The sequence below is a fragment of the Streptococcus loxodontisalivarius genome, assembly GCF_016908645.1.
GTDB classification, from domain to species: Bacteria; Bacillota; Bacilli; order Lactobacillales; family Streptococcaceae; genus Streptococcus; species Streptococcus loxodontisalivarius.
The window spans coordinates 15,361-37,018 of sequence record NZ_JAFBEH010000006.1; the positions used below are offsets into that span (position 1 = coordinate 15,361).

23 protein-coding genes and 1 tRNA gene are annotated in these 21,658 nt (G+C 41.0%); 19 read left to right on the forward strand and 5 right to left on the reverse strand.

Annotation, left to right across the window (positions count from 1 at the left end):
* The first annotated feature begins 10 nt into the window (after window positions 1–10).
* Window positions 11–1,408, forward strand: a complete 1,398-nt coding sequence (locus JOC28_RS02235) for a C69 family dipeptidase (RefSeq protein ID WP_205009018.1) — start codon at window positions 11–13, stop codon at window positions 1,406–1,408.
* Window positions 1,409–1,455: 47 nt separating this feature from the next.
* Here JOC28_RS02235 and JOC28_RS02240 read toward each other — a convergent pair whose 3' ends face one another.
* Window positions 1,456–1,653: a helix-turn-helix domain-containing protein gene (locus tag JOC28_RS02240; RefSeq protein WP_205009019.1), complete on the reverse strand. Its 198-nt coding sequence runs from the start codon at window positions 1,651–1,653 to the stop codon at window positions 1,456–1,458.
* Between the two features lie 425 nt (window positions 1,654–2,078).
* On the opposite strand from JOC28_RS02240, the gene JOC28_RS02245 reads away from it, so the two are divergent.
* The 5 genes from JOC28_RS02245 (at window position 2,079) to JOC28_RS02265 (ending at window position 5,680) form a co-directional block, all read left to right on the forward strand.
* A complete protein-coding gene (locus tag JOC28_RS02245) occupies window positions 2,079–2,231 on the forward strand; it encodes a hypothetical protein (protein ID WP_205009020.1) in 153 nt (50 codons plus the stop codon).
* A gap of 307 nt (window positions 2,232–2,538) precedes the next feature.
* Window positions 2,539–4,074 (forward strand): metal ABC transporter solute-binding protein, Zn/Mn family, encoded by a 1,536-nt coding sequence (locus tag JOC28_RS02250; RefSeq protein ID WP_205009021.1) that lies wholly within the window; start codon window positions 2,539–2,541, stop codon window positions 4,072–4,074.
* Between the two features lie 183 nt (window positions 4,075–4,257).
* On the forward strand, window positions 4,258–5,025 hold the full coding sequence (locus JOC28_RS02255; protein WP_205009022.1) for a class I SAM-dependent methyltransferase: 768 nt from the start codon (window positions 4,258–4,260) through the stop codon (window positions 5,023–5,025).
* Between the two features lie 11 nt (window positions 5,026–5,036).
* Window positions 5,037–5,381: a cupin domain-containing protein gene (locus JOC28_RS02260; protein ID WP_205009023.1), complete on the forward strand. Its 345-nt coding sequence runs from the start codon at window positions 5,037–5,039 to the stop codon at window positions 5,379–5,381.
* Window positions 5,378–5,680, forward strand: a complete 303-nt coding sequence (locus JOC28_RS02265; RefSeq protein ID WP_205009024.1) for a pyrimidine/purine nucleoside phosphorylase — start codon at window positions 5,378–5,380, stop codon at window positions 5,678–5,680. The genes JOC28_RS02260 and JOC28_RS02265 overlap by 4 nt, the downstream gene beginning before the upstream one ends.
* 96 nt (window positions 5,681–5,776) lie before the next feature.
* Here JOC28_RS02265 and JOC28_RS02270 read toward each other — a convergent pair whose 3' ends face one another.
* From JOC28_RS02270 to yghU, 4 genes are all read right to left on the reverse strand, one after another.
* Window positions 5,777–6,019, reverse strand: a complete 243-nt coding sequence (locus JOC28_RS02270; RefSeq protein WP_205009025.1) for a type B 50S ribosomal protein L31 — start codon at window positions 6,017–6,019, stop codon at window positions 5,777–5,779.
* A 138-nt stretch (window positions 6,020–6,157) separates the two neighbouring features.
* Window positions 6,158–7,099: a DHH family phosphoesterase gene (locus JOC28_RS02275; protein ID WP_205009026.1), complete on the reverse strand. Its 942-nt coding sequence runs from the start codon at window positions 7,097–7,099 to the stop codon at window positions 6,158–6,160.
* Window positions 7,083–7,532, reverse strand: a complete 450-nt coding sequence (locus JOC28_RS02280) for a GNAT family N-acetyltransferase (protein WP_205009027.1) — start codon at window positions 7,530–7,532, stop codon at window positions 7,083–7,085. Before JOC28_RS02280 ends, JOC28_RS02275 begins: the two co-directional genes overlap by 17 nt.
* 78 nt (window positions 7,533–7,610) lie before the next feature.
* Window positions 7,611–8,396 (reverse strand): glutathione-dependent disulfide-bond oxidoreductase, encoded by a 786-nt coding sequence (gene yghU / locus JOC28_RS02285; RefSeq protein ID WP_205009028.1) that lies wholly within the window; start codon window positions 8,394–8,396, stop codon window positions 7,611–7,613.
* A gap of 223 nt (window positions 8,397–8,619) precedes the next feature.
* Here yghU and add point away from each other — a divergent pair, with 223 nt between their 5' ends.
* The 13 genes from add to ezrA all read left to right on the forward strand — a co-directional run bounded on the left by add (window position 8,620) and on the right by ezrA (window position 21,532).
* The gene (gene add / locus JOC28_RS02290; protein ID WP_205009029.1) at window positions 8,620–9,645 is read left to right on the forward strand and encodes an adenosine deaminase; all 1,026 of its coding nucleotides are present in this window, start codon (window positions 8,620–8,622) and stop codon (window positions 9,643–9,645) included.
* A 62-nt stretch (window positions 9,646–9,707) separates the two neighbouring features.
* Entirely contained in the window at window positions 9,708–10,148 is a 441-nt protein-coding gene (locus JOC28_RS02295) for a flavodoxin (RefSeq protein ID WP_205009030.1), read from the forward strand.
* A gap of 139 nt (window positions 10,149–10,287) precedes the next feature.
* Window positions 10,288–10,971: a VTT domain-containing protein gene (locus JOC28_RS02300; protein WP_205009031.1), complete on the forward strand. Its 684-nt coding sequence runs from the start codon at window positions 10,288–10,290 to the stop codon at window positions 10,969–10,971.
* 4 nt (window positions 10,972–10,975) lie between these two features.
* On the forward strand, window positions 10,976–12,505 hold the full coding sequence (locus JOC28_RS02305; protein ID WP_205009032.1) for a ClC family H(+)/Cl(-) exchange transporter: 1,530 nt from the start codon (window positions 10,976–10,978) through the stop codon (window positions 12,503–12,505).
* Between the two features lie 148 nt (window positions 12,506–12,653).
* Window positions 12,654–12,923 (forward strand): chorismate mutase, encoded by a 270-nt coding sequence (locus tag JOC28_RS02310; RefSeq protein ID WP_205009033.1) that lies wholly within the window; start codon window positions 12,654–12,656, stop codon window positions 12,921–12,923.
* 10 nt (window positions 12,924–12,933) lie between these two features.
* The gene (locus tag JOC28_RS02315; RefSeq protein ID WP_205009034.1) at window positions 12,934–14,151 is read left to right on the forward strand and encodes a chloride channel protein; all 1,218 of its coding nucleotides are present in this window, start codon (window positions 12,934–12,936) and stop codon (window positions 14,149–14,151) included.
* A 132-nt stretch (window positions 14,152–14,283) separates the two neighbouring features.
* Window positions 14,284–14,631: a 50S ribosomal protein L19 gene (rplS, locus tag JOC28_RS02320; protein WP_205009035.1), complete on the forward strand. Its 348-nt coding sequence runs from the start codon at window positions 14,284–14,286 to the stop codon at window positions 14,629–14,631.
* Window positions 14,632–14,681: 50 nt separating this feature from the next.
* Window positions 14,682–14,753 (forward strand) — tRNA-Arg (locus JOC28_RS02325).
* A 74-nt stretch (window positions 14,754–14,827) separates the two neighbouring features.
* Entirely contained in the window at window positions 14,828–15,805 is a 978-nt protein-coding gene (locus JOC28_RS02330) for a YeiH family protein (RefSeq protein ID WP_205009036.1), read from the forward strand.
* Window positions 15,806–15,868: 63 nt separating this feature from the next.
* The gene (locus JOC28_RS02335; RefSeq protein ID WP_205009037.1) at window positions 15,869–17,083 is read left to right on the forward strand and encodes an FtsW/RodA/SpoVE family cell cycle protein; all 1,215 of its coding nucleotides are present in this window, start codon (window positions 15,869–15,871) and stop codon (window positions 17,081–17,083) included.
* Window positions 17,084–17,184: 101 nt separating this feature from the next.
* A complete protein-coding gene (locus JOC28_RS02340) occupies window positions 17,185–17,751 on the forward strand; it encodes an HAD-IA family hydrolase (RefSeq protein WP_239548800.1) in 567 nt (188 codons plus the stop codon).
* Entirely contained in the window at window positions 17,744–19,696 is a 1,953-nt protein-coding gene (gene gyrB, locus JOC28_RS02345; protein ID WP_205009038.1) for a DNA topoisomerase (ATP-hydrolyzing) subunit B, read from the forward strand. Before JOC28_RS02340 ends, gyrB begins: the two co-directional genes overlap by 8 nt.
* A gap of 111 nt (window positions 19,697–19,807) precedes the next feature.
* Window positions 19,808–21,532 (forward strand): septation ring formation regulator EzrA, encoded by a 1,725-nt coding sequence (gene ezrA / locus JOC28_RS02350; RefSeq protein ID WP_205009039.1) that lies wholly within the window; start codon window positions 19,808–19,810, stop codon window positions 21,530–21,532.
* The last annotated feature ends 126 nt before the right edge of the window (window positions 21,533–21,658 follow it).

A 21,658-nucleotide genomic window follows, 5' to 3' on the forward strand; every position in this document is an offset into this window, starting at 1 on the left:
TAGGATTATTATGGGATGTACAACTATCCTTGTCGGTAAAAAAGCCTCTTACGATGGTTCAACTATGATTGCCAGAACAGAGGATTCTCAAAATGGTGACTTCACACCAAAGCAATTTATCGTCGTTAAACCAGAGGACCAGCCTCGTCATTACAGTTCTGTTTTATCAACGTTTGAGATTGATTTGCCAGACAATCCCATGCGCTATACAGCTATTCCTGATGCCTTTAGAAAAGACGGTATCTGGGGAGAAGCGGGTATCAACCAAGCCAATGTTGCCATGAGTGAGACAGAGACTATCACGACAAATGCGCGTGTACTTGGTCTTGACCCACTTGTGCCGTCAGGTATTGGTGAGGAAGATATGCTGACGCTCGTCTTGCCTTATATCCACACAGCAAGAGAAGGGGTAGAGCGTCTGGGAGCAATTTTGGAGGAGTACGGTACCTACGAATCAAACGGAATTGCCTTCTCTGATTCCAATGAAATCTGGTGGATGGAGACTATCGGTGGTCACCACTGGATGGCAAGACGTGTTCCAGATGACTGCTATGTGACCAATCCTAACCAATTGGGGCTTGATTATTTTGAGTTTTCAAACCCAGATGAGTACATGTGCTCTGCTGATTTGAGAGACTTCGTCAAAGATAATCACTTGGATTTAACTTACTCTGATCAACACTTTAATCCTCGCTATGCTTTTGGCAGCCAAAGAGACAAGGATCGCCACTACAACACGCCACGTGCTTGGGCTATCCAGAAATTCCTTAATCCTGAGATTGAGCAGGATCCGCGCAGCTTTTTCATCCCTTGGTGTCAAAAACCTTACCGTAAGGTGACAGTCGAGGATGTTAAGTATGTCCTCAGCAACCACTATCAGGATACTGTCTATGATCCTTATGGACCAGAAGGAGACCATGTCAGTCAGCGCAGTTTCCGCACGATTGGTATTAACCGTACCAGCCAGACAGCCCTTCTGCAGATGCGTCCAAATCAGCCACAGGAGACGACTGGAATTCAGTGGATTGCCTATGGATCAATGCCTTTTAATACCATGGTGCCTTTCTTCACTCAGATTGAGACGACACCAGACTACTTTGCCTACACGCCTGAAAAGGTGACGACAGATTCCTTCTACTGGGCAAATCGCCTGATTGCAGCCCTAGCTGACCCTCACTACAAGCAGCACGAGGGAGACATTGAGGACTATGTTCAAAGGACAATGGCAAAAGGACATGCCATGATTCATGACGTGGACAAGACTTTGGAAAATGGCAGAGCTGTTGACTTTGAAGCGAAGAATCAAGAACTCAGTGATTTTGTCCAAGCAGAAACAGATCAACTCTTAAACAAAATCCTCTTTGATGCTAGCAACCTCATGACCAATCGTTTTTTCGTTAGTGATTAAGTTATAAGCTCTCGATTTTACCGAGGGCTTTATTTTTGAAATTTTTATTAGTTGTTGTTTTCTAAGCTTAAATAATAATCCGTAATCTTTATAACCTTGTCTAATGACATCCCTCCAACATCTGTGCGACCATTGACATAGTTTGCCAAAGTCTGTTCTGAAATTCCAGTTGCTTGAGCAATTTTGTAAGGTGAGTGATTGTTCATGACATTTAAGATTTCTTCTTTTGATAATACTTCAATCATGGTGATTCCTTTGATATCATTTTTATTGGTTTGAAGAGCTTTTCTAAATCGTCTAATGATTTCGTGGTTAGACGATTTCTTAGGAAACTAGGATCTAATCAAGAGATATTTATCTATTGTAAAATACTAGATCTCTGGTATATAATAGTTTTGCATCTCAAAAGTTTTCTGTTGAAGCATAGTCAAGAATAAGAGGTGACTAGAAAAGTTAGTAGTGGTACAGGTAATGGAGCCAAGGCAAAACAAAAAGCCTAAACACAGAGAACTAGAGTTCGAAATAAAGATTCTCTGGTTTAAGCTAAAATTCAAGTACTTAATCAAGTGGTAACTTGATTAAGTAGGGAGCGAAAGCTCCCACCCCTGTAAAGGAGTTATATATTATTTAGCACATTGGCTGTATCTCCTCAAGAAAGGATGTTATATAAATGAAAAAATGGTTATTTGGTGATATCAATTATCAGCGTCAATCAAAAGATGGAAAACTCCAGACTGAGTTTAGTCTCAAGGGTGGCATGATTCCAAATCTATTATTTTGGGGTATCATTATCGGTTTGATTACCTGGTTAGTGATGAAGTAGGACACCTAATCAAAACCTTACAAATAAAGTGACAGATAAAAAATCTGCTTTGTAATAAACCTAAATTCAATTTAAGAATTCTATTTCAGTTTCTTAATTTCCAAAATTGCTGGTCGTTTTTTTAAGCATTTCTGTATCTTAAAAGGAGCAAAAATAGATCTAAACTCCCCCCAATTTTTAACATTAGATTTAGACCTATTTCTCAAAAGCCTAATTTAAGGCTTTTTTAAATTTTTTGTTGACAATTTATTTCAGTATGATATACTTAACCAGTAAAACATTAACCGGTTAAGTAAAAGGAGGACACATGAAAAAGAAACTGATTGCAGGATTGGCGACTGTTGCCGTCCTAGCTGGAGCTGCCTATGTTTGGCAGTCTTACCAAACTTATCAAGCACAAAAAGGGACATCTTCAGGAAAACTTGAGGTTGTGACGACATTTTATCCTGTCTATGAGTTTACAAAATCAATTGTTGGTGACGAAGGTAATGTTGAGATGTTGATTGGGGCTGGTACTGAGGTACATGACTTTCAACCAACAACTAAACAAATTGCCCAAATTGAAGATGCTGATGCCTTTGTCTATATGGATAGCAATCTTGAGACTTGGGTTAGTGACGTGACAAGTTCTGTAGATAGCAAGAAAACTGCAGTCATCAAATCAACTGGAGACATGCTTCTTATGGCTGGTTCCGAAGAAGAAGGTCATGATGAAGGCGAAGCTGGACACACGCATGCTTATGACCCTCACGTTTGGCTGTCACCTTCACGCTCTGTTACTTTAGTAGAGAATATTCGTGATGGCTTGATTAAGAAATATCCAAAGTATAAGGATACTTTTACTAAAAATGCTGCCGCTTATATTGACAAATTACAGGAACTTAGTGATGAATACACAACAGCCCTTTCAGCGGCTAAGCAGACAAGTTTTGTAACACAGCACGCTGCCTTCGGTTACTTGGCGCTTGATTATGGCTTGACACAGATTCCAATTACAGGTGTCTCAGCTGACTCTGAACCAAGTGCACAGCGTCTTGCAAGTCTTGCAACTTATGTTAAAGATAATGAAATCAAGTACATCTATTTTGAAGAAAATGCCTCAGCAAAAGTAGCCCAAACCTTGGCTGACGAGGCAGGTGTTAAAACGGCTGTCCTAAATCCGCTTGAAAGTCTGACAACGCAAGAAATCAAGGATGGCGAAGATTATTTCTCAGTTATGCGAGAAAATCTGAAAAATCTCCAATTGACAACTGATGTTGCAGGAAAAACGATCCAAGCTGAAGAAGACACGACCAAAACTGTTGCCAATGGTTACTTTGAAGATGCCGATGTTACAAATCGTAGTTTATCAGATTGGACAGGTGAGTGGCAGTCAGTTTATCCATATCTTCTAGATGGAACACTGGATGAGGTTTGGGATTATAAATCTAAACTTTCAAAAGGTGCCAAAACAGCAGCAGAATACAAGGAATACTACACAACAGGCTACAAGACTGATATTGAAAAAATCAATATTGATGGTGAGAAAAATACGGTAGAATTCATTCAAAATGGAACTAGCCATAAATTCACTTACAAGTATGTTGGTTATAAGATTTTGACCTATGAAAAAGGAAATCGTGGTGTACGTTACCTCTTTGAAACTGACGATGCCAATGCAGGCGAATTCAAGTATATCCAGTTCAGTGACCACAATATCTCTGAAACAGATTCAGCTCATTTCCACCTCTTCTGGGGCTCAACTAGTCAAGACGAAATCTTGAAAGAGATGGATAATTGGCCAACTTATTACCCAGCAGATTTGACTGGACATGAGATTGCCCAAGAAATCGTTGCTCACTAATCTCTCCCTTTTATTAGGAGTAACGATCAAAGCCAAGAATTAATTTTCTTGGCTTTTTTGCTTTTTAGGATGATTATTATAACCATTATAGCTATCAGAAAAATCTGATAAATTTTTCTTTTTATCGGAAATATTTGCAAAACTTTGCTAAAATGTCAGTAAGTTAGTGACAAGGAGGAGCAGATGACAGAAGAACGTAAACGTAAAGAAGTAGGACATAATTTCCTAGCTAAGTTAGGGAAAAAGAGATTGAGACCAGGCGGTATCACTGCAACCAACTGGCTGATAGAGCACAGCGGTATTTCTAAAGAAAGTAAAGTTCTGGAAGTCGCCTGCAATATGTGTACCACATCGATTGAGCTGGCTCAGACCTTTGGCTGTCAGATTGAAGGGGTGGATATGGATAAGAAGGCTCTTGAAAAGGCTAGCAAAAATATCAAGGAAGCTGGTTTGGAAGATAAAATCCACATCCAGCAGGCTAATGCCATGAAGCTACCCTTTGAGGATAATTCTTTCGACTTGGTTATCAATGAAGCCATGTTGACCATGCTGCGTGGAGAGGCTAAGAAGAAGGCTATCGCTGAGTACCTCCGTGTCCTCAAGCCCGGTGGCAAACTTCTGACACACGATGTTTCCTATATCAAACCTGAGATGGAGGACCTCCTTGGGCAGCTCAGCCAAACCATTAACGCTAACGTTGAGCCGCTTTCAGTTGATAAATGGCAGAGCATCTTTAAGGAAGTAGGCTTTACTGACGTTCAAGCCTCATATGGTAAGATGACCCTCATGTCCACCTGGGGGATGATTAAGGACGAGGGCTTGCTTGGAACTTGCTTAATTGTCTACCGAGGGCTCAAAAAAGAAAATCGTCAACAGTTCTTAACCATGTACCGTTTCTTTAACAAGACAGCTAAGGACTTACGTTACATTGCAGTTGTCAGTCAAAAATAAAGGAGAAGCAGATGACTTATATTGAAAAATTACCCATTTCAGAAGTTTTTGATCTTAAGAATCAAGTGCCTATCGCAGAGGAGCAGATGTTGAGTAAGACACTTGTCCAGCGTAAAGATCTGGGCATGACCCTCTTTTCCTTGGATAAGGATCAAGAAATCGCCATGCACCGTTCACCAGGAGATGCTCTGGTGACTATTCTCACTGGTCAAGCTAAAATCACCATTGATCAGGAAGAGTTTCTGGTCTCAGCTGGTGAATCAATCCTGATGCCAGCCAATATTCCTCATGCACTCTATGCTCAAGAAGCCTTTCAGATGTTTCTAGTAGTTGTAAAGCCGGAGGCTAAAAAATGATAGCTAATCTCTTAGATTTGGTGACTTACTATGAGGGACAGATTGCTAGTAGGAAACTGGACAAGACTCTTGGTTTGAAAAATGCGCTGACGCTTTATGCCATGGCAGAGGGAGAGACAATCAGTGCAGAAACTAGTCTTAGTCAGAAACTCATTCATGTTCTTCAAGGAAATCTTGACTTGGAAGTTGATGGTCAAGTTCTAAACTTAACTGAACAAGGCATGCTGACTATTCCAGCAGATGCTAGTTACAGTTTAAAGGCAGTGACCAATACCAAATACTATATTTTAGATTTATAAGAAGTTGATAGTAATCAGCTTCTTTTTTTGACTACAAAAAAGCAATCCTCAGATGAGAATTGCTTTTGACTACTGTTAAGCAGTAGATGTGGTTTCTTATTTGAGACCGTATTTTTTGTTGAAACGATCCACACGTCCGTCTGCTTGAGTGAATTTTTGACGACCTGTGTAGAATGGGTGTGAGTCTGATGAAATTTCAACACGGATAAGTGGGTAAGTTTCACCTTCGAACTCAACAGTTTCGTTTGAAGCTTTTGTTGATCCGCTAAGGAATTGGTAACCAGTTGTTGTATCAAGGAATACTACTGGACGGTAATCTGGATGGATATCTTTTTTCATCGTTAAAATATTTCCTTTCTGCCATGGTACTGTACGCACCATAGTTTTTTAACTATTATAGTGTAACAAATCGTCCTATATTTGACAAGCTTTTTAGCTAAAATTTGTTGAAAAAGGTGTGGAAAAGCTGTGCATAAGTTACTTTTTCTGAGCGAGTAAATTTTTGATTTCTTGATAGATTTGTTCGTTTTCTTCAAGGCTGTAGGAATTGGCTCCGCTGGCAAGAGGGTGACCACCACCATCATGATTTTTAGCGATACCATTGATGACAGTTGACTTGCTACGGAGGCGAACACGATAGTTACCGTCAGGCTGTTCAACAAAGATAGCCCATGATTCAACAACATCAATTTTTCCTGGTGTGCCGACAATTGCAGAGCTTTCAGCGTCTGTGACTTGGAATTTATCAAGCAATTCTCTTGTTAAGACGACACGCGCAGCTCCATTTTCATCAACCTCTAGATTATCGAAAACATAACCTTGGAGCTTGGCAATCTTGAAGGAGAAACTGTCCATTTGACGAGCCATTGCTGAAAAATCAAAATCGTACTGGCGAAGTTTAGCTGCCAGCTCAAGCGTCTTGCTAGTTGTGGCAGGGTAGAGGAAGCGTCCTGTGTCACCAACGATACCAGCGTAGAGGAGGCGGGCCGCCTGATCATTGAGAGCTAGTCCAGTTTCTAGAGCAAAGTCTGTGATGATTTCGCTGGCTGATGAAGCATTAGTATCAACATGGTAGAGGTCACCGTAAACGTCGTCATTAGGGTGATGGTCAATCTTGATAAGAAAGTCTCCATCATTGTAGCGATCGTCATCAACACGTGGGCGATTGGCAGTGTCGGTCACGATGACAAGAGCGCCCTGATAGTCAGCGTCAGCAACGTCATCCATGTCAGCCAACCAAGTTAGGGTTGGCTCATCAAAACCTGTTGCTTTGATCCTTTTATTTGGGAAATTATGGCGGAGCAGTTCTCTCAAACCGCATTGGCTTCCAATAGCGTCAGGGTCAGGTCTCTGGTGACGGTGAATGATAATGGTGTCGTAGGCTTTGATTTTTTCAAGAATTTCAGTGTAAATGGTCATTTGTTTTCTCCAGTAACATATCGATATGAGGGATGCCGTCTTCTAGGTAAGCTTGACTCTTTTTAACAAAACCAAAATGACCGTAGAAGTTTTCAAGATGGGCTTGCGCTTGGGCATATATCGTTTGATCAGGAAACTGCTCTTGACAGACCTTTAGAGTTTGAGCGACAAGCTTTTGCCCCAGACCTTCCTTACGATGCTCAGCGCTTACCAGGACCCTACCTAGCTTAATCAGATCTTCACCTGGAATGATACGGCAGTAGGCAGCAATAGCTCCGCTATTTTCCAAGAAAAGATGCAGGGCAATCAAATCTAAGTCATCAACCTCGGGATAGGGGCAGTTTTGCTCAACGACGAAAACATCCGTGCGAGCCTTGTAAATAGCATGTAGCTGGCGTGTGGTCAGCTGGTCAAAAGATTTCAATGTCCACATGGTAGGCCTCCCTTTGTTCATAATATTATAGCATAAAAGAGTTTAAAAAGAGGCTAGTAACTAATCTAGCCTCTCATCTTATATCTCCTTATACTCCGCTTCCAAGCCACGTTTTACGGCTGGGCGGTTAGCGATTTCTTCTGTCCAACGTTGGAGGTTTTGGTATTCCTGAACATTGAGGAAGATACCTGCCTTATCCCAAATCTTGTCTTGGGCAAGGCGACCGTACCAGCTCCAAATAGCGATGTCAGCGATGCTATATTCATCACCAGCGATGTAGCGTTTGTTAGCAAGCTCTTTATCGAGAAGGTCAAGTTGGCGTTTTGCTTCCATAGCAAAGCGGTTAATCGCATATTCGATTTTTTCAGGTGCATAGTGGAAGAAGTGACCGAAGCCTCCTCCTAAAAATGGAGCTGCGCCTGTTTGCCAGAAGAGCCAGTTGAGCACTTCAGTACGTTTGGCAAAATCTTGAGGAATAAGTTTGCCATATTTGTCAGCCAAGTAGAGGAGGATAGATGGTGATTCAAAAACACGTACCTTCTCATCACCTGACTGGTCAATCATAGCAGGTATTTTTGAGTTTGGATTGATCGCAACAAAGTCACTACCAAACTGGTCGCCGTCTCCAATCTTGATTTTGTAGAGGTCGTAGTCAACTGAAATACCCAGTTCCTTGAGTTCTTCAAACATGATTGGAACTTTGATGCCGTTTGGTGTAGCGAGTGAGTAAATTTGAAACTCTTTCTCGCCGACTGGTAGTTCTTGTTCAAAGCGACTGCCAGCAGTTGGTTGATTGAGGCCGCCCCAAGCACCGCCCATTTGACTTGGATTTTCCCAGACTTCTGGTAATTGATATGATGACATAATTTTTCTCCTTGTGTTTTTTGGATAGCATTTTTGAAAAACAGTATGACCATATCCTAACAAAATACTGTTAGAAAGACAAAAGTTTGTAACTGGCGGGTCTTACCTGAAAGAGATTGTTCGCTTTTTTTGGTAAAGTTCGGATTTTGTTCTTGAAAAAAGTTGATTTTATGTTAAGATAGATAGCATTATATTTAAAAATCAAACGAATAGGAGAGAATTCTTGGAAACATCAGTTATCAAAGGTCTAGTTAAAACAGAATTGCATTGTCATTTGGATGGTTCGCTATCTTTAGAGGTCATTCGTCAGTTGGCGGCAATGGCGAAAATTGCATTGCCAGAAGATGATAGCGACCTGAAAGCTTTAGTAACAGCACCCAAAGAGGCTGAAAGCTTGATGGACTATCTAGCTGCCTTTGATGTTATCCGCCCTCTCCTCCAAACCGAGGAAGCCCTAACCTTGGCTGCCTATGATGTGGCAAAACAAGCTGCGCAGGAAAATGTTATCTATATTGAAATCCGCTTTGCTCCTGAACTTTCAATGGATGAGGGATTGACAGTAGAGCAAGTTGTAGCTGCTGTTTGTCGAGGGCTTAAACAAGCTCAGGAAGATTTTGGTATTGTTGCCAAAGCCTTGGTATGCGGACTCCGTCAAACGGATTTAGACTTGACCAAGTCAATCTTTAGAGATACTAAAGCTGCAAATCAAGACTTGGTTGTTGGCATGGATTTTGCGGGAAATGAAGTAGACTATCCGACTGAAACGATGACAGAAGGTATCAAGCTGGCTCAGGATTTAGGCTATCCTATGACCTTTCATGCTGGGGAACAATGTGGCTGCGCAGCCAATATTGCGCAGGCTATGGCTTTGGATGTCAAGCGAACAGGTCACACAACGGCGATTTTTGATCAACCTGAGATGATTGAGGAGTTTGTTGCTAGAGGCATGACTGCTGAAATCTGTCTGACCAGCAATTTTCAAACCAAGGCGATTCAATCTATTGAGGACTATCCTTATCTTCCTTTGAGAAAAGCTGGCGCAAATATTTCTATCAATACAGATAATCGCACGGTCTCAGATACTAATTTGACCAAGGAATATGAGAAGTTTGTTTCGTATTTTAATCTTGGCGCAGCTGATTTTATGCAACATAATCTACAAGCTATCCAAGGTGCCTTCGCTTCAGAAGAAGAAAAAGCGCAGCTATCTGCCAAAATCAAGGAATCTTATCAAGAATACTTGCGATAAGACTCTGTTTTTTTGAGAAAAATATGGTAAACTAGTAATTAAGAACATTTATGGAGGAAACTATGGCATTAGCAAAAATCGTTTATGCCAGTATGACTGGAAATACTGAAGAAATCGCAGACATTGTCTCAAATAAATTGGAAGAACTTGGTCACGATGTAGAGGTTGACGAGTGTACAACTGTTGATGCAGCAGACTTTGAGGATGCTGATATCGCTATCGTTGCTACCTACACATACGGAGATGGTGATCTTCCTGATGAAATCGTTGACTTTTATGAAGATCTTCAAGATGTTGACTTGTCTGGCAAGATTTTTGGTGTCATCGGTTCAGGAGATACCTTCTATGATTATTTCTGTAAATCAGTTGATGAGTTTGAAGAGCAGTTTGGCTTGACTGGTGCTACTAAAGGTGCCGACTCTGTTAAGGTTGACTTGGCTGCAGAAGATGAAGATATTGAAAATCTTGAGCGTTTTGCAGAAGAGATTGCTGCTAAGTTTTAACAGTTAAATGACAAGAGCTGGGCTGTTTTAAAAGATGGTTTTTACTATGTTCGCTTACGCTCTTTGGAACATTATTATACTTGAGAGAGTTGAGTCTGGTCGATTCCAGCTCTCTTTTTGTTAGAAAAAGGAGTTTTTCTTGGGGAAATTAAAACATTTGAGTCTGAGGGCTGATCTCTTGATTTTGGTATCGGTTCTTGGAATTATTGCCTTGCTTTATTTGTTGATAGCAAGAAATTGGGATTTACTAACTGATATGACAGCTAATGGATTTTCTCTAGAAACTTTTGAGGATTATCTGTCTCATCCAGATTTTCTAGATTATCTTTTGCTTGTCCTGATTACTGCCCTCATGTCAGCTGTGCCATTTTTATCAAGTTCCCTTATTGCGGTGGTCAACGGTGTTATTCTTGGTCCTATTTTTGGAGCCTTGGTCAATCTTTTAGGACTTAGTCTGGGAAATCTAACAGTCTATTTTTTATTGAGTGAGCTTCATATCAAGGAAAAAACGAAGAAGATGGGAAATTTTGTTGAAGATCTTTCTAGATTTAAGAATAAGGCTTTGGGTTTGACCTTGGGCTATATGATTCCTTTCATCCCCTCCTTTCTTGTTGCCTACACGGCGGTTGATTTAAAGGTTAGGAAAAGGACTATTGTCATGGCTATCCTTTTAGGAGCTCTGCCATCTTCCATTCTATATGCAAATGGTGGTGATGCTCTTATAGAAGGAAACTTCAAACGTATCCTTGGACTTCTCGTGGTTTTAGGCTTAATCGCTGCGCTTTATAGTTTGGTCAAGAGGAGACGTCAGCACAAGGAGTAGGACGATGAAGAGAGAATTTGAATCAGAGCGGCAAGGTCTTTTGATTTCTGTCTGGAGAGGTATTTTAGTTGGATTAATGGCTGGCGCTTTAGTGTCAGCTTTTCGTTGGTTGATTGCTAAACTGTTTAGACTTTTTTTGAATGCTTACCACTTGGCACAATCACAGCTTGCTTGGGCGCTAATCTTACTACTGCTTAGCTTGCTGTTGATATACTGCGTGGGAGTTTTAGTCAAGTCAGAACAGGATATAAAGGGTTCTGGTATTCCTCATGTCGAAGGGGAACTGATGGGACTTTTACATCCTAATTGGTGGTCGGTCCTATGGCGAAAATTTGTCGGTGGTGTTATCTCTATCTCGATGGGGCTGATGCTAGGTCGAGAAGGTCCTAGTATTCAATTAGGTGCTATGACAGCTAAAGGTATTGCGGAGAAGTTGAACTTATCAAGAAGAGAGCAGAGAATTTTGATTGCAAGTGGTGCTGCAGCTGGTCTATCCGCAGCCTTCAATGCACCAATCGCTGGTCTCTTATTTGTAGTAGAAGAGGTCTATCATCATTTCTCAAGACATGTTTGGATAACGGCGCTTGTAGCTAGTTTGGTTGCTAACGCAGTCTCTTTACAGGTGTTTGGTCAGAAAGCTGTTTTGGCTATGCCTGATGATCTGCCGATTTTTCCATTGAAATCCTACTGGATTTTAATTATTATGGGACTTGTGATGGGGCTGCTAGCTTATCTTTACGAGTGGGTTATTCTCAGAATGGGAATCTTGTACGGTCATTTGGGGCGTATCATACATTTGCCTCCACATCATTATGGAATTATTGCCTTGATTTTCATTTTTCCACTTGGTTTACTCTTTCCTCAATTACTCGGTGGAGGAAATGAGCTTATCGTTTCTCTTCCTCAGTCGTCACTCGTGTTTCAGATTGCCTTTGCCTACTTAATTATCCGTTTTGTGGGGAGTATGATTAGCTATGGTTCAGGTTTACCTGGTGGCATTTTCTTACCTTTATTGACCTTAGGAGCCTTGGCTGGATATACTTTTGGTTTGTTTGTATCAGATTTATCTTGGATGCATCAAGCAAACTTGGCTCTGTTTCTGATTTTTGGAATGTCTGCTTACTTTGGAGCAGTATCCAAAGCTCCGCTGACAGCAATGATTTTAGTAACTGAGATGGTTGGTAATCTTCAACAATTAATGCCCCTTGCTGTCGTGACCTTACTAGCCTATCTCGTTATGGATCTCTTAGGTGGGGAGCCTGTTTATGAAGCTATGCTAGTGAAAATGATTCCTAGTCTGTCAGTAGATACAGATAGTCAACCAACCATCATCGATCTTCCTGTGACGGATAGATTTGCAGGACGTAGGGTTTCTGAACTGAGTCTTCCTCAAGATGTCTTAATCTACAGTCAGGTCTATCAACATCAGACAGAAGTCGTCAATGGACAAACCCTTTTAAAAGCTGGCGCCAAGCTTTATATTCTTGTAAATGAAACGGAAATCAAGACTGTTAGACGATATTTCCTAAGTTAGCTCTGCTATTTCCCAAAAAGACAAGTACTAGCATGCTTATATCAAGTTTAAAATCTACTTCCCCCAAAACTATAATAAAATATCAACTCCAAGACCTAGTCGCCTCTTGGAGTTTTTGATATAATGTAGAACAAATAAAGGAGAAATCATGGACTTAAATCTTATTCGTAACGACATTGATGCCATTGACCGTCAAATGGTTGAACTCTTGGAAAAACGTATGCACTTGGTGACAGATGTCGCTGAGTTTAAGCGTCAAACTGGCAAGGCTGTTTTCGATGCAGCGCGTGAAGAAGCTCTCTTGGAAAAAGTGACTCAGCTGGTTGTTGATCCTGATTTTAAAGAGCCAATTAAGGACACTTATGAAGATATTCTTAAGCATTCTCGTGCCTTTCAAACTAAAAAATTAGGCCTATAAAGGAGAAAGTATGAAAGGGATTAAGGAAAGTCAAAGATTATCCTACGGCTTATTAGGTTTACTTTGCCTGGTGGGAATTGGGCTTGGTCTTATCGTCGGACTGATTGACACCATCTTCGGTCGCACCCTGCTCTACCTCTCTGACATCAGAACAGCTTATCCAGTCTATCTGATTCCGTTTTTGGGCTTAGCAGGTCTCTTGATTGTTTGGCTTTATCGTAAAATTGGCGGAGCTTCGTCAAAAGGAATGGGCTTAGTTTTTGAGGTGGGGCATGGTCAAGAGGACAAAATACCCTATCGACTCATCCCCTTGGTCACGCTGACTACCTGGCTGACGCATCTCTTTGGAGGGAGTGCTGGACGTGAAGGAGTAGCGGTCCAATTGGGGGCAACAGTCGGCAATGCCTTTGGTCAGTTTTGGGATTTTACCAACAAAAATCGTCTCTTTTTGACGATGGGGATGGCAGCAGGTTTTGCAGGGCTTTTCCAGACACCGATTGCCGCCATCTTTTTTGCTATGGAAGTCCTAGCATTGGGGCAATTGAGTCTAACTGCTCTTTTACCAGCCATCTTTGCAGCTTTTACAGCCTCAAGGACCTCACACTACTTAGGTTTGGAAAAATTTAGCTTTGCTATATCGACTGACCTGAGTCTAGACTGGTCACTCATTTTGAAGCTTGCTTTATTAGGAATCTGCTTTGGCTTAGCTGGTAATCTCTTTGCTTACAGTCTTTCAAGTCTGAAAGCTAAGATGGCTAGCTGGCTCCCAAATCCTTATTATCGTATCTTCTTTGTGGGATTGGGTCTGTCATTAATTTTCCTTCTTCTTTGGCAGGGACGTTACTCTGGTCTTGGGACTAATCTGATTGAGGCGAGTTTTGAGGGAGAAAAACTCTATCAGTTTGACTGGCTTTTGAAATTGCTCTTGACTGTTCTGACCTTGTCAATCGGTTTTCAAGGAGGAGAAGTGACACCGCTTTTTGCAATCGGTGCCTCTCTTGGTGCAGTTTTAGCTCCGCTATTTGGCTTGCCAGTAGAGTTGGTAGCTGCAGCAGGATATATTTCTGTCTTTTCAAGTGCAACCAATACTTTCTTGGCACCGATTTTCATTGGTGGTGAGGTCTTTGGTTTTTCAAATGTAGCCTACTTCTTCATAGCGGTAGCTTTTGCCTACTCAATCAATCGTCGCCAGTCTATCTATGGCTTGCAGAAAATTTTAGAGGATTAGTGCGCAGCATTTTCCTTTACAAAAAGATGAAAGTCTGATAAAATAAATTTTGTGTGTAATGGACGCACGAAATTAGGCTAATCCGCTAGGCTTAAAGGCGCCTAAGATTGGTAAGATAGGAGAATAATATAAATGAATCCATTAATCCAAAGTTTGACAGAAGGTCAACTTCGCTCTGATATCCCATCATTCCGTCCTGGTGACACTGTACGCGTTCACGCTAAAGTTGTCGAAGGTAACCGCGAACGTATCCAGATCTTTGAAGGTGTTGTTATTTCACGTAAAGGTCAAGGGATCTCAGAAATGTACACAGTTCGTAAAATCTCAAGCGGTATCGGTGTAGAACGTACTTTCCCAATCCACACTCCACGTGTTGATAAAATCGAAGTTGTTCGTTACGGTAAAGTTCGTCGTGCTAAATTGTACTACCTACGCGCATTGCAAGGTAAAGCTGCACGTATCAAAGAAATCCGTCGTTAATCTGAGAATTAACATAAAAAATCTGTCCTTAGTGACGGATTTTTTACTAGCTCCCCTTAGTTAAATGGATATAACAAGTTCCTCCTAAGAATTAGTTGCTGGTTCGATTCCGGCAGGGGAGATATAAAAATGAAGAGTTTGGAAGAAAGATGTTATTCCATGCTCTTTTTTTCTAGACGAATTTCAGGAGGTCTCTATGTCTAAGAAGAGTTCAGGTCTTATTGTTGCTGGTTTATTAGCTCTCTTGTCCCTAGTTTTGGGAACGGTTTTTCCCATTATTGGTTCCAGTGTGTTTGCTATTGTGCTAGGTATTTTGCTCAATAATACACTTGGGGTTAAGGAAGCTTGGCAAGATGGTCTTGCTTATAGCGGTAAGAAACTGCTTCAATATGCTATTATCTGTCTTGGTTTTACCATGTCCATCGGTAAGGTATCTCAGGTCGGTTTGTCCTCACTGCAGATTACGCTGCTTACGATTGCGGTTTCATTTATCGTTTCTTATTTTGTAGGGAAATGGCTAGGGCTTAATAGTCATTTGAAGACCTTGATTGGTTTTGGGACAGCTATTTGTGGAGGCTCTGCTATTGCGGCAGCGTCGCCAATCTTGGATGCTGAAGAAGATGAGGTGGCTCTGTCTATCTCGACCATTTTCCTCTTCAATATCATTGCTGTGTTTCTCTTTCCTGCCTTGGGGCATCTGATGGGGATGACAGATTTTGATTTTGGTCTCTGGGCTGGTACGGCCATCAATGACACTTCGTCTGTTGTGGCTGCTGGTTATGCCTACAGTCAGACAGCAGGAGACATTGCGACTATTGTTAAATTAGCTCGCGCTCTCATGATTGTGCCAGCTTGCTTGATTTTAGCAGGTATTGTTTACCGCAAATCACGTCAGGAAAAATCAGATTTCTCCTTTAAGAAAGTCTTTCCCTGGTTTATCCTTTGGTTCTTGCTAGCCTCTATCTTTTCTAGTCTTTTTGCCTTGCCAGAATGGCTGACGCTGGCTATCAAATACCTATCACAATTTTTGATGGCTATGGCACTAGCTGGTATCGGAAGCAAGGTGTCCTATCAACAATTTAAGTCAGCAGGACTCAAGCCAGTTTTGACTGGATTAGCAGCCTGGTTTGCAGTAGCGGCATCCAGTCTCATTTTGCAATATTTTCTTTTTTAATTCTATCGTTCACACCCCAAACATGGTATAATATTTTCTATCAATATTTAGAAGGAACTACTAATGGCGTCAAAGAAAAATAACATTGAAAGTCGGATTGATTACAGTCTCGTATTACCTGTCTTTCTGCTTTTGATTATCGGTTTTGTGGCAATCTACCTTGTTGCCTCTAATGATTATCCCAAACGTTTGGTCTCAATCATGATTCAGCAGGGAGCTTGGACAGGACTTGGTTTAGCTATTGCTTTTGTCGTCATGCTTTTCAATACTCAGTTTCTTTGGCGAGTTACTCCATGGTTGTATGGTTTAGGACTCTTTCTGATGATCCTACCTCTGGTATTTTACAGTCCAGAATTGGTCGCCTCAACTGGTGCTAAAAACTGGGTCACCATTGCCAATACAACACTCTTTCAGCCATCTGAGTTTATGAAGATATCCTATATTCTCATGCTGGCAAGGACGACTCTCTGGTTTAATGATTTGTCCAAGGAGCGAGATTTAAGACATGATTTCAAATTGTTAGGCTGGTATGGAGCGGTGACGCTACCTGTCTTCATTCTTCTAGCCTTGCAAAAAGACTTGGGAACAGCTATGGTTTTCGTGGCAATTCTAGCAGGTACGATTTTAATTGCAGGAATTTCATGGAAGATTATCCTACCAGTTGTCTTGATTATGGTTTTAGCGGTAGCTGTCTTTATGGGGCTCTTTCTCTGGGATAGCGGACGTGAGTTTCTTTACAAGATGGGGATGGATACCTATCAGCTTAACCGTATTTCTGCCTGGTTGGATCCCTTCTCTTATGCTTCAGGTATTGCATATCAACAGACACAGGGTATGATTTCCATTGGAATCGGTGGTCTGACAGGAACAGGCAGCTCGAGCTTGGAGTTATCTGTCCCTGTACGTGAGAGTGATATGATTTTCACGGCAATAGCAGAGCATTTTGGCTTTATCGGAGGCTTAATTGTACTCTTGCTCTATCTCTGGTTGATCTATCGATTGGTTCGAGTGACCATTGCATCAAATAATCAATTTTATACTTTGATTTCAACTGGATTTATCATGATGATCATGTTCCATATTTTTGAAAATATTGGAGCAACAGTGGGAATTCTTCCTTTGACAGGGATTCCTCTACCATTCATTTCACAAGGTGGTTCATCTCTGATTTCAAATCTGATTGGAGTCGGATTGATTCTATCAATGTCCTACCAAAAGAATTTGCAGGACGAAGAAATTTTCATGAAAAATATGCGCCGTTCGGCAAGATATAAATAATCTAAGAAGAGTTGGGAAAGCCCAACTTTTTTGTTATTAAAGAGGAGTCCTTTTTGTGTAAATACTATCAAAATCAAGGGAAATATGCTATAATAGAGGGTATGAAAACTCGCGATTTTATTTGGGATTTAGGTGGAACCCTGCTTGATAATTATCAACTGTCTACACAAGCCTTTCTAGAAGCTCTTGCTCACTTTGGTATTGAGGCTAGTGCAGACCAAGTCTATGACAAATTGAAAGTATCAACCAAAGAAGCTATTGCCTTTTTTATTCCCAATGAGCCAGCTTTTCAGGATTATTATAAAAGTCTTGAGGCAGAAAAGTTAGAAGCTCCGCTCCTTTTTGAAGGAGCCAGAGAAGCGCTTGAAAAGGTCCTTGCCTGCGGTGGAAGGAATTTCTTGATTTCCCATCGTAATCATCAGGTCAAGCAGCTTTTGGTTAAAACAGCTATCTTGGAGTATTTTACAGAGATTGTGACTTCTGACAATGGCTTTGCGAGAAAGCCGAATCCTGAGAGCTTTCTGTATCTGAAAGACAAGTATGACTTGGAAGATGCATTAGTGATTGGGGATCGTGAGATAGATATAGAAGCGGGACAGGCAGCAGGATTTGCCACTTGTCTCTTTGATGGAAAAAATCTTTATTGGAGATTGTTACAGAATGACTGAAGAAAACAAAAATTTAGAAGAACTTGCTAAAGAATATGACGCCAGCCAGATTCAGGTTTTGGAAGGTCTTGAGGCTGTTCGTATGCGTCCAGGGATGTATATTGGATCAACTTCAAAAGAAGGGCTTCACCACTTGGTTTGGGAGATTGTCGATAACTCAATCGATGAAGCCTTAGCAGGTTTTGCGACTCATATTGAGGTCTTTATCGAAGAGGATAACTCGATTACGGTTGTCGATGACGGACGTGGAATTCCTGTTGGTATACAAGAAAAAACAGGACGTCCTGCCGTTGAAACAGTCTTTACAGTTCTTCACGCAGGTGGTAAATTCGGCGGTGGCGGCTACAAGGTTTCTGGTGGTCTTCACGGGGTAGGGTCATCTGTTGTTAATGCTCTTTCAACACAGTTGGATGTTAAAGTCTATAAAGATGGTAAAATCCACTATCAAGAGTATAAACGTGGTGTCGTTGTCGATGACTTGGCTGTGATCGGTGAGACAGATCGTCACGGAACAACCGTTCACTTCACACCAGACCCAGAAATCTTTACAGAGACAACAGTCTTTGAATTTGATAAACTTGCTAAGCGAATTCAACAACTTGCCTTCTTGAACCGTGGTCTTAAAATCTCAATCACTGATAAACGTCAGGATTTAGAACAAGAAAAAGAATTCCACTATGAAGGTGGTATCGCTAGTTACGTTGAATTTATCAATGAAAATAAGGAAGCAATCTTTGACACACCAATCTATACTGATGGTGATATGGATGGGATTTCAGTTGAGGTTGCTATGCAATACACGACTGGCTTCCATGAAAATGTCATGAGTTTTGCCAACAACATCCACACCCACGAAGGTGGTACTCATGAACAAGGTTTCCGTACAGCCTTGACCCGTGTGGTTAATGACTACGCTCGTCAGAATAAGATTCTCAAGGAAAAAGATGATAATCTGACTGGTGAAGACGTTCGTGAAGGGTTGACAGCAGTTATCTCTGTTAAACATCCAAATCCTCAGTTTGAGGGACAAACCAAGACTAAACTCGGAAACTCTGAAGTCGTGAAAATCACTAACCGACTTTTCAGCGATGCTTTCAGTCGTTTCCTCTTGGAAAATCCTCAGATTGCACGTAAAATCGTTGAAAAAGGGATTTTGGCTTCCAAAGCTCGTATTGCTGCCAAGCGTGCGCGTGAAGTCACACGTAAAAAATCAGGACTTGAGATTTCAAATCTTCCTGGTAAATTGGCAGACTGTTCTTCAAATGACGCTAGTCAAAACGAACTCTTTATCGTTGAGGGAGATTCAGCTGGTGGATCAGCTAAGTCTGGTCGTAATCGTGAATTCCAAGCTATTCTTCCTATTCGTGGTAAGATTCTTAACGTTGAAAAAGCAACCATGGATAAAATCTTGGCAAATGAGGAAATTAGAAGTCTCTTCACAGCCATGGGAACAGGCTTCGGTGCTGAATTTGATGTGTCCAAAGCTCGCTATCAAAAACTAGTTATCATGACCGATGCCGATGTCGATGGTGCTCACATTCGTACCCTTCTTTTGACCTTGATTTACCGCTTTATGCGTCCAGTCCTAGAAGCAGGTTATGTTTACATTGCCCAACCACCAATTTACGGTGTTAAGGTTGGTAGCGAGATTAAAGAATATATCCAGCCAGGTGCTGATCAGGAGCAAAAACTCCAAGAGGCCATGGAACGTTATAGTGTTGGACGTTCAAAACCAACAGTTCAGCGTTATAAAGGTCTCGGAGAGATGGATGATCATCAACTTTGGGAAACAACTATGGATCCTGAAAATCGCTTAATGGCGCGTGTTTCTGTCGATGATGCAGCAGAAGCTGATAAGATTTTTGATATGCTTATGGGTGACCGTGTGGAACCTCGTCGTGAATTTATCGAAGAAAACGCAGTCTATTCAACCCTAGATATCTAGAAAAGATTAGGAAAACTTAAGGAAAATGGGTGCATCCTATCCTTAAGTATGTTATAATCGTAACGTTATAGAAAAATACTGACGATACTAAAGAAATACAAGGAGATTGACATGTCTAGCGGAATTGTATTGCTCATCGTAGCGATAGTACTACTTGTCATCATCGCCTATCTCATTGGCGTAATTATACGAAAACGAAACGATTCATTGATTGAAGGCTTGGAAGCTCGTAAAACTGAGCTCTTCCAACTTCCTGTCAATGATGAAATTGAATCTGTAAAAAATCTTCACCTGATTGGACAAAGTCAATCAACCTTCCGTGAATGGAATCAAAAATGGACTGATTTGTCATTGAATTCTTTCACTGATATCGAAAATCATATTTTCGAAGCTGAAAGCTTGAACGACGGTTTCAAATTTATTCAAGCTAAGCATGAGATTGATAATATTGATAGCCAGTTGGACGTCGTTGAAGAAGATATTGCGGCTATCCGCGAAGCTCTTTCTATTCTTCGTGAGCAGGAAGAGAAAAATAGTGCGCGTGTTAAACACGCTCTTGACCTCTATGAAGTTCTTCAAGCAGCGATTTCTGAAAACGAAGATAACTATGGCTCAACAATGCCTGAGATTCAGAAACAGTTGAAAAATATTGAGACTGAGTTCTCTCAATTTGTGACCCTTAACTCCTCTGGTGACCCTGTTGAGGCTTCTGATATCTTGGACCGTGCTGAAGAGCACACTATCGCACTTGGTCAGATTACTGAGCGCGTGCCAGCTATCGTTGCTAAGTTGGAAGATGACTTCCCAGATCAATTGGACGACTTGGAATCAGGTTACCGTCAATTGTTAGAACAAAACTACAATTTCAAGGAAAACAATATTGAGATGCGTTTCCAAGAAATTCGTGAAGGAATTCGTTCAACATCTGACGAGCTTGCAAGTCTAGACCTTGATAAAGCCAATTCAGAAAATGAAATCATTCAAGAGAAGATTGATTCACTCTACGATATTTTTGAATTTGAAATCAAGGCTCACAAGGCTGTTGTCCGAGATGCAAAAATCATTCCACAATATCTTGAACATGCTAAAACAAACAATGATAAGTTGAATGCAGAGCTATCACGTTTGACGAAAAAATATATCCTCAATGAGAGTGACCACTTGAGTCTTCGCTCATTCGAGGAAGAGTTGGAAAATATGGAAGAAGCGGTGCTTCCACATATCGAAAACTTGGATAGCCAAACAAAACCATTCTCTATTCTTGAACTTGAGTTGGATAAGACTTTGAAAGCCCTAGCTCGAATTGAAGAAGGTCAAATGGAAGTCTTCTCTGATATCAAAGATATTGAGAAAACGGAAGAAACAGCTCGTAAGAAACTTGACGAATACATCAATAAATTGCATGCTATCAAACGTTTCATGGAGAAACGTCACTTGCCAGGTATTCCACAAGAGTTTTTAAGTGTCTTCTTCACAACAAGTGTGCAACTTGAAACCCTTATGGACGAGTTGAGTCGTGGTCGCATCAATGTTGAATCGGTAGCTAAATTGACAGAAGTAGCTACAGCTGCTATTGCAAATCTTGAAGAAACTGCCTACCGTGTTGTTCAAAATGCTACACTTACTGAGCAGTTGCTCCAATATTCAAACCGTTACCGTAGCTTTGAACAAGGTGTTCAAAATAGCTTCGAACATGCCCTTCGCCTTTTTGAAGTTGATTACGATTACCAAGCATCATTTGATGAAATTTCCTACGCACTTGAAACTGTAGAACCAGGTGTCACAGAACGTTTCGTGACTTCTTATGAGAAGACAAGAGAAAAAATTCGATTTTAATGAGAGACTGGAGAAATCCAGTCTTTTTTGTTATGGAATATCGATTTTCACTTGCAATTTTCAGAATTTTCAAGTAAAATAGTAACAAATTGAAAGCGTTGATAGAAATTGTTCGAGACAACAGAC